This window comes from Frateuria sp. GZRR33 (assembly GCF_051900425.1).
In the GTDB taxonomy this organism is placed as follows: Bacteria; Pseudomonadota; Gammaproteobacteria; order Xanthomonadales; family Rhodanobacteraceae; genus Frateuria_A.
In genome coordinates this window covers 62304-76011 of record NZ_JBHZGK010000003.1, presented here as the reverse complement: position 1 = coordinate 76011, position 13708 = coordinate 62304, and the positions used below count along the sequence as shown (strand labels likewise).

6 protein-coding genes and 1 tRNA gene are annotated in these 13708 nt (G+C 67.0%); 1 reads left to right on the top strand and 6 read right to left on the bottom strand.

What is annotated here, in order from left to right:
• Positions 1-115 precede the first annotated feature (115 nt).
• A complete protein-coding gene (locus ACFWZU_RS04560) occupies positions 116-2326 on the top strand; it encodes an ATP-binding protein (RefSeq protein WP_439700233.1) in 2211 nt (736 codons plus the stop codon).
• A 228-nt stretch (positions 2327-2554) separates the two neighbouring features.
• Here ACFWZU_RS04560 and ACFWZU_RS04555 read toward each other — a convergent pair.
• The 6 genes from ACFWZU_RS04555 to ACFWZU_RS04530 form a co-directional block, all read right to left on the bottom strand.
• Positions 2555-2631, bottom strand: a tRNA-Arg gene (locus ACFWZU_RS04555).
• Positions 2632-2935: 304 nt separating this feature from the next.
• A complete protein-coding gene (locus tag ACFWZU_RS04550; protein ID WP_439700232.1) occupies positions 2936-4834 on the bottom strand; it encodes a M61 family metallopeptidase in 1899 nt (632 codons plus the stop codon).
• A 115-nt stretch (positions 4835-4949) separates the two neighbouring features.
• A complete protein-coding gene (locus tag ACFWZU_RS04545; RefSeq protein WP_439700231.1) occupies positions 4950-6848 on the bottom strand; it encodes a M61 family metallopeptidase in 1899 nt (632 codons plus the stop codon).
• A 244-nt stretch (positions 6849-7092) separates the two neighbouring features.
• Positions 7093-8646 carry an amino acid permease gene (locus ACFWZU_RS04540; protein ID WP_439700230.1) on the bottom strand — a complete coding sequence of 518 codons (1554 nt, stop codon included), beginning with the start codon at positions 8644-8646 and terminating at the stop codon, positions 7093-7095.
• A 306-nt stretch (positions 8647-8952) separates the two neighbouring features.
• Positions 8953-10245: a sterol desaturase family protein gene (locus ACFWZU_RS04535; RefSeq protein WP_439700229.1), complete on the bottom strand. Its 1293-nt coding sequence runs from the start codon at positions 10243-10245 to the stop codon at positions 8953-8955.
• A gap of 167 nt (positions 10246-10412) precedes the next feature.
• The gene (locus ACFWZU_RS04530; RefSeq protein ID WP_439700228.1) at positions 10413-13490 is read right to left on the bottom strand and encodes a TonB-dependent receptor; all 3078 of its coding nucleotides are present in this window, start codon (positions 13488-13490) and stop codon (positions 10413-10415) included.
• Positions 13491-13708: the final 218 nt, after the last annotated feature.

Below are 13708 nucleotides of genomic sequence, written 5' to 3'. Positions count from 1 at the left end.
GGCGAACCCCGCCGCCCACTAGGAAACATTCCGGGGTCGCCCCACCGGCACTGCGCGTACAATGCGGCGCAGCGACGCCGGTCCGCCGGCGCCCGCCTTGCAGGGGGAACCACCTATGAATCCTGGGACCGCGGAAGCGCCGCCCAGCTCGCTGCGCGTCATCGCGCAGCGCTTGCGCGACGGCCGGCTGGCCCGGCTGGTCGCCAGCTATGGCGAATACCACGTCTCGGTGCGGCGCGCCCTGCTGCTGGCGCTCACCCTGCTGTGGTGCCTGTACTGGCAGTACCTGGCCGGGCCGTCCCATTCGAAAATCGCGCTGACCCGCGAGGCCCTGCTGCTGCGCCCGTGGGCCGGGCTGTTCTTCGCGCTCAGCCTGGCCTGGATGGCCGCCGTGCGCCTGCGCGTGGTGCGCACGACCGAGCTCGTCGACGGCATCGGTGCGGCGATGAACGTGCTGGGCATCGGCGTGCTGCTCAGCCTGGCCTGGAACCTGTGCATCTCGATGATCACGCTGCTGCCGCTGGCGACCATCATGGTCGGCACGCGCTTCGGCCGCCGGATGTTCTTCGTCTTCATGGCCGGTTCGGTGCTGGTGCTGGGCATGGCCGCCCCGCCGCACTACTGGGTCGACCGGCCGGCTTTCGTGCCGTTCGCGCTGGTGCTGCTGGTCGGCCTGCCGCTGACCGTCTACCGGCTGCTCGGCACGATCTCGGCGATCTCGCAGTCGGCGCTGCACTCGCGCGATGCGCAGAGCCGCTTCATCGCCACCATGAGCCACGAACTGCGCACGCCGCTCAACACCGTGGTGCATGCCGCCTCGCTGATCGATACCGCCACGCTGGAGGCATCCGACCGGCAGCTGATGCACGCCCTGCGCGCCAACGCCAGTGCCTTGCTGCAGCGGGTCAACGACGTGCTCGACGTGGCGGCGATCGACGCCGGCCGCCTGCATTTCGCCCGCGAGCCCTTCCTGGTTGCCAACGTGCTCGGCCAGGTGCGCGACGTGGTCGGCCCGCTCGCTCACCAGCGGGGCGTGCGCCTGCGCACCCTGCAGGGCCGCGGGCTGGATGACGCCATGCTGGGCGACTCGGGCCGCATCGCACAGGTGCTGATCAACCTGGGCACCAACGCGGTGAAATTCACCCCGGCCGGCGGCGATGTCGCCATCGAACTGCGCCTGGCCGATAACGGCCTGATCCAGCCGCGCCTGCTTTGCACCGTCACCGACACCGGCAGCGGCGTGCCGGAGGAAATGAAGACCCGGATCTTCGAGCCGTTCTACCAGACCAGCGACGGCCTGGTGCGCCGCCACGACGGCACCGGCCTGGGGCTGCACATCGTGCGCAGCATCTGCCAGCAGATGGGTGGCCGCGTGGCGGTCGGCGACAACCCCGGCGGCGGCAGCATCTTCACCGCCGCGATGCCGCTCGAGCGCGCCGCCCCGGAGCAGGCCATCACCGAACCGCTGGATACCGTCACCGCGCTGGACGCCCACCGCGCGCGCGTCCCGGCGATCACCTGCCTGGTGGTCGACGACAACCGTTCCAGCCGCGACACCCTGGGTCATCTGCTGCGCCGCGCCGGCCATCGGGTGGTGTTCGCCGGCAGCGGCGAGGAAGGCCTGCAGGCGATGGAAGGCCCGCACCGTCCCCAACTGGTGCTGCTGGACATGCACATGCCCGACCTCTCCGGCCTGGACGTGCTCGCCCGCTATCGCCAGCGCCACCCGCAGGACGGCATGAACATCGTGATGCTCAGTGCCGACTCCGATCCGGAAGCGATCGAGGAGGCACTCGCCCAGGGCGCCAGCGCCTACCTCACCAAGCCGGTCTCCATCGAACGCCTGCTCGGGTTGCTGCGCCAGGTCGGCACGCGTGCGCCGGCTCTCCCGGCGAACACATCCCCAACCACGGCCTCGGTCCCGCCTGCGGCGCGCGATCCCGCTCCGCGCCCCGCCGAAAGCTCGCTCGCCCTGATCTGCCGCATCGCCACGCCGGAACAGCGCCGCACCTATCTGCAGAGCTGGCAGAGCGAACTGCAGAACGACAACGAGGAGCTTCTCTCGGCGCTGCGTACGCACGACCGCAGCGCCTCGGCGGCGCGCCTGCATCGATTGCAGAACGCCTTCCTGGTAATGGGCCGCAGCCAGGGAGTGGCGCTGTGCTCGCAGCTGCGCGAAGCCATCCGCGAGGAACGCGGCATGGAGCCCTCACTGGGTGCGCTCCAGGCGGAGCTTCAGGCCACCGCCTTGATGTTGCGGGACTTGCTGGCAGAAACGCCGGCTTCCCGAAGGGGCGAGACCGCAGTCAGCGCCCGTCCTGTTTAAGCGAGGCCATCGCCCCGGCGCACGCCAGTGCTCTATTCGCTTGGTGGGTGACGAGCAACGTGGTGAGGGCAGTTCGCCAGAGAAGGTGACGGCCCATCCGGAAATCTGAGAGGGTCAGCGGGGCCAAGGGTGAAACCATCGGCCAGCGCAGGCTTTCGCATTTGCAGCGCGGAGAACCGGGTCGCTCCCGATCAGCCGGGTGAAGACACGTGCGGCCAAGACCAAAGATGGCGCGCCCGGAGGGATTCGAACCCCCGACCAATGGCTTCGGAAGCCACTACTCTATCCGGCTGAGCTACGGGCGCGTGGTGTTGCGGGGCCGCGCGGGGATCGGTCGATTCCCGGCGGACGGGCAGTATAGCGGAGTTGGGTGGGGAGGTTCATGCGGTTCCCTCTTTCCGCGGGAGAGGGTGCCGGGGTGGGTGAGGTCGGGTGTGGCGGGCCTTGCGGCTCGACCGGACCCTTTCCCCAACCCCTCTCCCCGAGGGAGAGGGGCTTTGGTTCCGGCGCGGGTGGGGGCTTCGGGCAAGCCTTGGCCCCTCACCCCGGCCCTCTCCCCGGAGGGGAGAGGGCGCAGAGCGCCCTCCCGGAAAGGAGGGAGCGGAGTGGTTACAGCGGCTTGATCAGGTCGGACAGGGTGTCCGGCTTGCTGTCGTCGCGGACCAGGTGCGGGTACTTCAGGCCATCGTGGTAGTCGATGCGGACGGTCTTGTACTCGTCGAAGTTCTTCACCAGCAGCTCGACCGGCTGGCTCTTGTTCTTCGCTGCGGCGGTGACCGCGTCCTTGACGGCGTCGGCCGAATATTCCTTGCCGTTGACGGCGACGATCGTCATCGCGGGCGAGAGGCCGGCCTTGAAGGCGGGGCTGTCCCACAGCACGTCGCCGATCGAGCCGTCCTTGCCGACTGACAGGCCGAGCGAGTAGGTCAGGTCGGCCGCGTGGCGGCGCGATTCCATCGCCTTGACCGCCTTGGACGGCTTGTCGGTGTAGACCAGCTTCCAGCCGTGCGAGGCAATGCCGCCGATCAGCGGGCCGTGGTCATCCAGGCGCTTGCGCAGGTAGCTGGCCCAGTCGTACGGCGCGATGCCGTTGAGCGTCTTGACCACGTCCTCGAAGGTGTAGGTGTTGACGCCCCAGTCGCCGTTGTTCATGCCGAAGAACGCGCGCGCGAAATCGTCGATCTTCTTCTTGCCGTGCGAAAGCTCGCGCAGCTTGCCGTCGACGTCGAGCCAGATCATCGCACCGGCGGAGTAGTAGTCCTCGCTGGACTGGTAGTTGCGGTACGGCAACGGGCTGCGCTGGGCGATGGTCGGGTCGTTGGTGGTGTCCTGCACGTTGCGCCAGCTGGCCAGGCCCGGGCGGCCCTTGTCGTAGGTGGCGGCGACCAGGGCGAACATGTCCAGCGTCTCGTCCTTGTTCCACAGGCCCGCGCGCGCGGCGATGACGTTGCCCCAGAACTGGGTCTGGCCCTCGTACACCCAAAGCAGGGTGTCGCTCATCGGCACGTTGTAGTTGGGCGTGGTGAGGTCGGCACCGCGGCGGTACTTGCCGTCCCAGGAGTGGTTGTACTCGTGCGAGAACAGGTCCCGCGCGTAGACGTTCTTGTCCCACTCGGTGAAGTAGTCGGCCGGCAGGCCGTCCTCGCTGGAGCGGTGGTGCTCCAGGCCGATGCCGCTCATCTTGTCGGTGAGCGAGACCAGGAAGTCGTAGTGGTTGTAGTGGTGCGCGCCGTAGAGCTTGTACATCTGGTCGATCAGTTCGCGGTGCGGCTTGAGCTGCTCGGGCTTGATCTCCAGGTACTTCGGATCATCCGCCACCAGGTTCATGAACACCGGCACCTTGGCGCCCGGGTCCAGGTCCACGCGCTTGAAGTACTTGCCGGCGAACACCGGCGAGTCGACCAGGTTGGTGTAGTCGATCGGCTTGTAGGTGACGGTGTTGCCGTCGGTGGAGGCCACTTCGAGCGCGGTCGCGGCCTTCCAGCCGTCCGGATAGGTGGCGGTGGCCTGCGACATGATGCGGTCGGTGTTGTAGCCGGCCGGGTACAGCGACATGGCGTCCCACTGCAGGTTGAGCATCTCGGGCGTCATCACGATGCGGCCCTGGCTCTTGTCCTGCGGCGAGAGGAACTGGAACTGGGCTTCCACTTCGGTCGCGCCCTGTGGCACCTCGACGTGGAAGGCGTAGACGTTGAGCGGGTCGCGCACCCACGGCAGCACCTTGCCGTCGGCCTTGACCACCAGGCCGGCGAACTTGTCGATCGGTCCGGTCGGCGAGTGATGGCCCGGAATCCACTGCGGATAGAGCAGGGTCAGCGGACCGGGCTGGGCCGGAATGGTCTCGTGCACGCGGAACACGCGATGGGCGATGTCGGTCGCGTCCACGTTGATCTTGATCGTGCCGTTGAAGGGCACGTCGCGCGGCGGCGGCACGTCGGCGAAGGCGGGCACGGCAACCAGCGCGAAGGTGGCGGCCAGTAGGGCGGATGCGAGGGGTTTGGTTTTCACGGAAGGGGCTCTCCGGTGGTGGTGCCTCAAATGCCGTTCGTCCGGAGCGTGGGGCCGGAGTCGAAGGCTGCCCTTCGACTTCGCTTCGCCAGGCTCAGGGTGAACGGCTCTGCAATTACTTGCGCGGGGTGGTGATCACGGTCAGCAGGTCCTTGCCGCCGGCGCGGACCAGGTGCGGGTATTTCAGGCCACCGTGGTAGTCCACCTTGACGGTGGTATAGACGTCCACGTTCTTGACCAGCAGCTCGACCGGCGCCTTGCTGGTCTTCGCGGCGGAGACGGCATCCTTCAGCGCCTCGGGCGAATAGTCCTTGCCGTTGACCGCGACGATGTCCAGGCCTGGCACCAGGCCGGCCTTGAACGCCGGACCGTCCCACTGCACGTCGTAGATGTTGCCGCTCTTGGACGCGGACAGGCCCAGCGAGTAGGCCAGGTTGACGTTGTGGCGCAGCGACTCGGCTGCCTTGGTCTGTGCGTTGGGCGTGTCGGTGTAGACCAGTTTCCAGCCGCCGCGCTCGATGCCGTGCTCGGGCAGCTCAGCGCCGGTGTAATCCAGACGCGTGCGCAGGAAGGTCTTCCAGTCGTACGGCTGCACCTGGTTCAGCGTGTCGACCACGTCTTCGAAGGTGTAGGTCTTCGTGACATAGCTGCCGTCGTCCATGCCGAAGAACGCTCGGGCGAAGTCGTCCAGCGAATGCTTGCCATGGGACAGCTCGCGGATCTGCGTGTCCACGTCCAGCCACAGCAACTGGCCTTCCGGATAGAAGTCGGTACCGCGGCGGTAGTTGCCCCAGCCACCGCCGCCGTAATAGGTCAGCGGCGCGGCGTCGGCGGTGTCCTGCAGCGAGCGCCAGGCGCGGCCGGTGCGCGCGGACATGGCCGCGGCGATGTCCGCCATCGAGTCGCGGTACTGCTCGGCCGTCCACATGCCCGAGCGGGTGGTCAGCACGCCGGCCCAGTAGTCGGTCAGGCCTTCGTAGACCCACAGCAGGTCGTCTTCCTCGACGGTGTTGAAGTCCGGCGCCCACAGCTTGGCGGGGCGGCGGAACTTGCCGCACCAGGAATGCACGTACTCGTGCGGCATCAGGCTGGCCATCAGCGTGTAGGAGCTGTCGTCCGTCAGCATGTCGGCCGGCAGGCGGTCGTCGCTTGACTGGTGGTGCTCCAGGCCGAAGTGGCCGGTATGGTCGGACAGCGTGAGCAGGAAGTCGTAGTGCCCGTAGTGGTGTGCGCCAAACAGTTTCCCGGCCTGGTCGACCAGGTTGCGGTGCTGCTGGAGCTGTGCGTCGGTCAGCTTCACCTGGTCGGCCTCGTCGGCGACGACATTCAGATGGACCGGCACGTTGCCCTTCGGGTTGAGATCCACGCGGTTGAAGTGCTCGCCGGCGATCAGCGGCGAGTCGACGAAGTTGTTGAAGCTGATCGGCTTGAAGGTGGTGCTCGCGCCGTCGCGCGCCTGCACTTCCATGGCGGTGGCGAATTGCCAGCCGGCAGGCAACGTCACGGTCGGCTGGATCTGGATCTGCCGCGTGTAGTAACCGGCCGGGTAGAAGGCGACCTGGTTGAATTCCACGTCCACCAGGCTGGGCGTGGACGAGGCGCTGGCGCCGAACATGCCGCCCTCGCCCGGCGAGAGGAACTGGAACTCGAGCTGCAGCGCGCTGACGCCCTCGGGCACGGTCATGTGCAGCGTGTACATGTCGCGCAGGTCGCGGCGCCACGGCACGCGCTTGCCGTTGGCGGTGATGACCAGGCCGGCAAGGTTGTCGATCGGGCCCGAGGGCGAGTGCTCGCCGGGAATCCACTGCGGGTAGTAAAGCGTGAACGCGCCCGGCTTGGCCGGGATGGTCTCGTGCACGCGGAAGATCTTCTTTGGCGCGTCGGTGAGGTCCACCTTGAGCGTCAGCATGCCCGGATAGGGCACGTCCTGGGCCGGCACGTGGCCGGCCTGCGCACCCATCGAGAAGGCCGCGCCCAGCGCGACCACCAGCAACTTCGAACGAACGTCTTTCACTCTCGCATCCCCTGGCAAACACCGGCGGCGCGCACGTCGCGCCATCACCTGCCAGGCGGTCCGGCAACATCCGATAGCCGACATGACAGTCATCCGATGGTAGGACGAAGGTCACGCCCCTCCCCCCTGCCAGAGGTCACGGCGGAGCCGCCCTCGGCATACGAGGGTGCGGCGGCGTACCCCACTCGTGCGAAGGCCCCCGCTTTCGCGGAGGCCTTCGGCTTTGATCGAGGTGGGCGGCGTGTCAGCCGCTGGCCTTCTCGCGCCCCAGCTGGCTGTGGCGGATGCCGTAGCCGAAGTAGATCGCCAGGCCGATGCCCATCCAGATCAGGAAACGCCAGATGGTGACCATGTCCAGGCCACCGATCATGTGGAAGTGGCCTTCGGTGACCCATGGCCATCCGATGATCAGGAACAGCGAGAACACGATGCCCAGCGGCGCCAGCAGCCAGAGCGCCGGCGTACGGAAGCGACGCTCGAGGTTCGGCTGGGTGATGCGCAGGATCAGCACCGAGGCGCAGATCACGATGAATGCCGACAGCGTGCCGATGTTCACCAGCTCGGCCAGCTCGCGGATCGGCAACAGTCCCGCGGCCAGCGCGGTGAAGATGCCCAGCAGCAGGGTCGGGCGGTACGGCGTTCCGTAGGTCGGGTGCACCTTGGCGAACCAGCGCGGCAGCAGGCCGTCGCGTGCCAGCGCGAACCAGATGCGAGCGGCACCCAGCATGAAGGCGAACACCACGCTGGCGATGCCGCACACGGCGGCCAGGTCGATGATGCCGCTGACCCAGTGCAGGCCGCGCGCCTCGAACACGGCGCTGACCGGCGCCTGGCTGGCAAGGATCATCCCGGTGGTGCACTGGCCGGCCGCCTGCGTCGGGTCGACGCAGCCGTTGTAGGGCACCATGCCGGTCAGGATCAGCGAGATCGCCAGGTACATCACCATCGAGATGCCCAGCGACGCGACCACCGCCAGCGGCAGGTCGCGCTGCGGGTTCTTCGACTCTTCGGCAGCGGTGGTCAGCGTGTCGTAGCCGAACACCGCGAAGAACACGATGCTGGCCGCGGCGAGCACGCCGTCCCAGCCGTAGCGGGTGCCACCGGACGCGGCCGGGTCGTGGATCAGGTCCGGGATGAAGGGCGTCCAGTTCGACGCATGCACGAAAAACGCGCCGACCACGATGACCACGCCCACGCCGATCACCTTCATGGTCACCACAACGGTGTTGAAGCGCGCGCCGATTTCCGTGCGCATGACCTGGATCCAGGCAATGCCCAGCGCCACGATGACCGCGATCAGGTTGACCACCTTGCCGCTGCCGGGCTCCGCCGGATCGTAGGCGCCCTGCAGCCACACCGGCAGGTGCAGCCCGGTGACCTGCGTGATCAGCGATTGCAGGTAATTGGATGTGCCGGCCGCCACGACGCCCACGATCAGCGCGTACTCGACCAGCAGGTCCCAGCCGATGATCCAGGCCGGCAACTCGCCCAGCACGGCATAGCCGTAGGTATAGGCGCTGCCGGTGACCGGGATCATCCCGGCGAACTCGGCGTAGGCCAGCGCGGCGCAGGCACTGCCGATGCCGGCGACCAGGAAGCTCAGGATGATGGCGGGACCGGCATTGAGCGCCGCTTCATTGGGCGCCAGCACGAACACGCCGACGCCGACGATGGCACCGACGCCAATGGCGGTGAGCTGCCACACGCCCATGGTGCGGCGGAAATCCTTCGACCCACCGGCGTCGGACTGCAGTTGTTGGACCGACTTGCGGCGTACCAACCTGGCAAGAAATCCCATCGGGTATCCCCTTGAAAACAAGCCCCGATCATAACGTGGAGCTTGCAAGTGGCTGCAACCCGTGGTTGGGTGGTGGCGTCCGTCGGGCCGTTCCGGAAGCGCACCGGGCGCGTGGGCGGCGCCATTCCGGCGAGGCCGCAACGTCACGGCGACCTTGCAAGGGAATTCGGAGGACTCCGTTGGCTTTCGGCTCCCCTGTCGGAGCCCGCCCTGTGCGCGACCACCATGCCACGCGGTCGCGCACACGGTGCGCTCCGAGAGAGGATCCCGAACGGGCGGTATCCGAGGTTGCCGCCACGGCTGACTTCAGTGGCCCGTGGTGCCAGCCGTATGGCCTTTCGCGCTGACCCCCGGCACCGCGGCCGACGGGCGGGCCGGCGCGGCCCAGGGCAACGCCAGCGCGGCAAGGCCGAACACGACCAGCATCGCGGCCCCGCCGCGGGGATCGAGCTGGACCACGCCGAACCAGCGGCCGGTCGCCCATGGCAACAACGCGGTGGCGAGCACGCGGAGCGCCTCGAACCAGTACGCCGCGCGCCGTCCCTCCATCAGCGCACCGAGCACGGTGAGGCTGCCGACCAGGTAGGCCGCGTAAGCCAGCAGCGTCGGCAGGCTTGCGGTGGCGCTGAGGGCGAGGAAGTGAGTGGCCATGCCCAGCAGCAGCGCGAACTGCAGCAGGCAGTAGAGGGTGCGCGCGCGCGACATCGGCGGGCCGAAGCGCTCGCGGTGGATGTCGAAGGCCGGCTTGGGAAAGCGCGCCGCCACGTCCGCCGGCCGCCAGCCCGGCGGCTTGAGCCAGACCCGCAGCTTGTCGCGCCAGCGGCGCGCGTGCCACGCGTCCAGCGCCGCGGCCCAGTAGACCTCGGCGTTGGCCCACAGCGGGTTCCAGCTGCGCAGCGGGGCGCGGGTGCCGTACACCGGCGGATCGGCGTCGTCCTCTTCGACAAAGGTGCCGAACAGGCGGTCCCAGACGATCAGGATGCCGCCGTAGTTGCGGTCCAGGTAGCGGTCATTGACCGCGTGATGCGCCCGGTGATTGGACGGTGAACAGAACACCCGGTCGAACCAGCCCAGCCGGCCGACCTGCTCGGTATGCACCCAGAACTGGTAGAGCAGATCGATCAGGGCCACTACCGCGAACACTTCCGTCGGAATGCCGGCCAGCGCCATCGGCAGGTAGAACAGCCAGCCCAGCAGCACGCCGCTGCCGGTCTGGCGCAGCGCGGTGGAGAGGTTGTAGTGCTCGCTCTGGTGGTGCACCACGTGCGCGGCCCAGAGGATGTTCACCTCGTGGCCGGCGCGGTGCAGCCAGTAGTAGAGGAAGTCGTAGGCGAGTAGTGCAACCACCCAGACCACGATGCTGTCGGCGGGCAGGCTGAACGGCGCGACGTGCGTCGCCACCCAGGCATAGATGCCGATCGAGAGCAGCTTGCCGAACACCCCCACGACCTGCGAGATCACCCCCAGGCCGATGCTGCTGATCGCGTCACTGGTGCCGTAGGCCGAGTGGCCGCGCCAGCGTGCCACCAGCAGTTCCAGGCCGATCAGAGCAAAGAACACCGGCGTGGCCCAGGTGATGATCAGTTCCTGCACGTGCATGACGCTCGCGGCGAACGCCGTCCCCAAATGCGGTCCAGGCACGCATCCTACCGCGCGGGCACGGGTCCGGCGGCCAAGGCGCTGACGCACGAAAAAAAGGGCCGCAGGTAAACCTGCGGCCCCGGTGGTGCTACGGACTGCGGACAGTCCGGATGTTACTTACGACCTCAGAAGTCGTACGACACGCCGAAGCGGACGTAACGCGGAGTCTGCGAGCTGTACGGGCGCTTGTAGCTGGCGCTCGTCGAGATCGGGTAGACCTGCGTGGTCTTCTGGCTGTCGAACACGTTGTAGACCATCACGTTGAACGCGAGGTGCTTGTTCGCCCACTCCGGGCGGTACTCGGCGCTCAGGCTCAGGTTGTAGGTCCACGGATTGCGGGAGTCGCCCGGCGAGCTCGGCACACCGTTGCAGAAGTGGTAGTACGGACCGTAGCCCAGACCCGGGTTGGTCTCGTCTGCACCGTAGTAGCCGAGGCAGGTACGCGGCATGCCCGACAGGATCGCCAGGTTGCCCGACACCATCACCTCAGGCGTCAGCTGGTAGGAGCCGTACGCCTTGATCTGGTGACGACGATCGTTGGCCAGGGCGCCGTTGGCGTAGTCCATGGTCGCGGCGTAGTCCCAGTCCACCGTGGCCGACACGTCGTTCTGACCGATGTCGGTACGGACCTGGCCTTCGCTGTTGCCGTAGCTGCGCGAGAACAGGTAGTCGATCTTGCCGTACCACTTGCCGTCGAACGGATGCTCCAGGTACAGGTTCAGGCCGTAGTACTTGCGCTTCATCGTGGTGTTGAAGCCGAAGTCACCACGCCAGGTCATCGGCACCTCGTAGTAACCGCCGCCCAGCTTGGGCACCAGGAAGTTCGAGGTCGAGCCCGGGTTGATCAGGAAGCTGGCCGGGATCTGGCTGGCGTCGTAGGTGGCCGGGTCGATGCCCAGCTCGTTCATCTTGGCGATGATCGAGACGTTGTCGCCGATATCGTCGATGGCGTTGCGCAGGTTGCGGAAGGTGCCCTTGGCGCCCCAAACCCACGAGTCGCCCAGCTTCTTGTCGAAGCCCAGGATGTACTCGTCCTGGTACTCGGACTTGAGGTTGGTCGACGCGGCGGTCTTGGGATCGCGCGGGAAGCCGTACTCACCGTTGGCCGACAGCGGAGCGCCGGCGCCACGGCTGGTGTCGATCGGGGTCAGGCCGGTCGGGATGCCGTTGGCGTCGATGCCGGTGTAGGTGTAGTACACGCGGGTGTACAGCGAGGTACCGGCCGAACGCAGGGCCACGGAAGTCGGCAGCGCCAGGTAGTAGCGGCCGGCATTACCGTAGACCTTGAAGCTGGAGTCGCCGTTGACGTCCCAGCTGAAGCCCACGCGCGGCGCCCACTGCGGCGTGGTCAGACGCAGGAACGCGTCGCCGCCGCCACCGTAGTTGGTGAACTGGTCGTTGCGCAGGCCGAGCTTGACCAGCCAGCGGTCGTTGACCTGCCAGGTGTCCTCGATGTACTGGGCCTTCTGGTCCACGCGGACCGAGGCGTTGTCATGGTAGCGGTACTGGGCGACGTAGAAGCCCGACTCGCCGCCCGGCTGCGAGCCGGTGTTGGCGACCCACGGCGAGTTGCGCCAGTCGGCACCCGGCTGCGCCGTGCCCGGACCACCGACGATGTAGGTGTCCGCGTCGCCGTCCATGGTGTTGTATTCCCAGGCGTAGCCCAGGCCGGCGTCGGGGAACTTGGTGCCCGCGTCGATGTTGGCCTGCTTCTGGTTGTCGATACCGGCGGTGATCGTGTGATCGCCGATGTGGTAGCTGACGTCCAGGCGCAGGTTGGTGGTGGTCGAGCGGTGGCCCGGCAGGTTGATCGTCGACACCGTCTGGTTGTTGGTGATCGGGCTGCCGCCGTTCAGGGCCGGGTTCTGGTCCTGCGCACCGAAGATGTACGGGTTGGTCGGATCGTAGTCCGGCGTGTTGCTGTACCAGGTGCCCTTCATCTTGCCGTACATCGCCGACACGGTCAGGTCGTCGGTGATGTAGCTGGTGAACTTGGCGGAGTACATGTCCGCGCCGTTCTTGGTGTGGGTGTCGTTGCTGTTGAAGCCGCCTTCGGTCAGCGTGTCGTAATCGAAGTTGTTGTAGCGGCCTTCATACGACGACTTGCTGGACGCACCGGTGACTTCCAGGATGTTGCTGTCGTTGATGTTCCAGTCCAGCTTGCCGTACCACTTCGGGTTGTCGTAGCGGTAGTGGTCGGTGAACGGGGCAACGTTCGAGCCGGTGGACTTGCCCTGCTCGCGCTCGGCCTCGACCGCGGCGAACATGAACAGCTTGTCCTTGATCAGCGGACCGCCGACGTAGGCGTCGACCGTGGTCACCCAGGTCTTGTTGTCCTGGCGATACTGGCGAAGCGCACCGTCGGTGCCGTCGGCATTGACGTAGTGCCAGTTCTTCGGGTCGGCCTTGAGCTGGCTCGGGGTCCACTGGATCTGGCCACCGAAGTGCCACTCGTTGGTGCCGCGCTTGCCGACCTGGCTGATCACGCCGCCGTCCGAACGACCGTAGGCCGCACCGTAACCGCCGCTGAGGATTTCCTGCTGGTCGATCGCGCCGTACGGCAGGCTGATGCCGCCGAAGCCGCTGAGCGGGTCAGTCGTGTTGAAGCCGTTGATGTAGTAGGCGTTCTCGGTGACCGAGGAACCGCCGAAGGACACCACCGAGCCACCCAGCGGGCTCTGGAACAGGGAGCTGCCCTGCACCACGCCCGGGGCCAGCAGCGCGATCGCTTCGGCGCTGCGCGCCAGCGGCAGCTTGGCCAGCTGCTCGGCGGTGATGACGGTGCGCGAGTCCACGCCGGTCACGTCGATCGTCGGCAGGGCGTTGGCGCTGACGGTGATGGCGGACAGGTTCTGGGCATCAGCCGCGCCCGCCGCAGCGAACGAGACCTGCGTACCGGCACCCACGCGCAGGGTGACGTTCTTGCGCGAATCGACGTCCTGGCCGTTCTGGCGCAGGGTGACGGTGTAGTCGCCCAGCGGCAGCTGGTTGGCCACGAAGTGACCGGAGGCGTCGACCGCGACTTCGCGCGAGAAGCCGGTGTTGTTCTGGATCAGGACGGTTTCGCCCTGGGCGGCCGGTGCATCACCGAAGATGCTGCCGGTGGTCGCCTGCGCGAAAGCGAGGCCGGTGAAGCCCATGCTCAAGGCAATGGCTAGGGCCGTCCGGCGGATCGCCGGGCGATTGGCAACTTGCATGTTCATGCAATAACTCCCCAAAACCTGTTTTGGATGTAAGGACTGAGGCCATCGATAGCCCCGTGGCAACGAGCACGATCGTCCATCCGCGTCCAAAAACGGTTCACAAGGGGTGCCTGAGGGAAGCCAGCGACCGCATAGGGGGATCGGTGCTGGCGAGACAGGCTTGTGGGGAAGCGGGGCTCGTTTGACCGAACCTTAAGATGGCCACAGCAAAAATTCAA

What these genes read in the sequence shown, in the direction of transcription:
- ACFWZU_RS04540 (WP_439700230.1), bottom strand. Translation starts at nt 8,646, where the DNA reads ATGGGATTTCTTGCCAGGTTGGTACGCCGCAAGTCGGTCCAACAACTG.
- ACFWZU_RS04530 (WP_439700228.1), bottom strand. Translation starts at nt 13,490, where the DNA reads ATGAACATGCAAGTTGCCAATCGCCCGGCGATCCGCCGGACGGCCCTA.
- ACFWZU_RS04560 (WP_439700233.1), top strand. Translation starts at nt 116, where the DNA reads ATGAATCCTGGGACCGCGGAAGCGCCGCCCAGCTCGCTGCGCGTCATC.
- ACFWZU_RS04535 (WP_439700229.1), bottom strand. Translation starts at nt 10,245, where the DNA reads ATGCACGTGCAGGAACTGATCATCACCTGGGCCACGCCGGTGTTCTTT.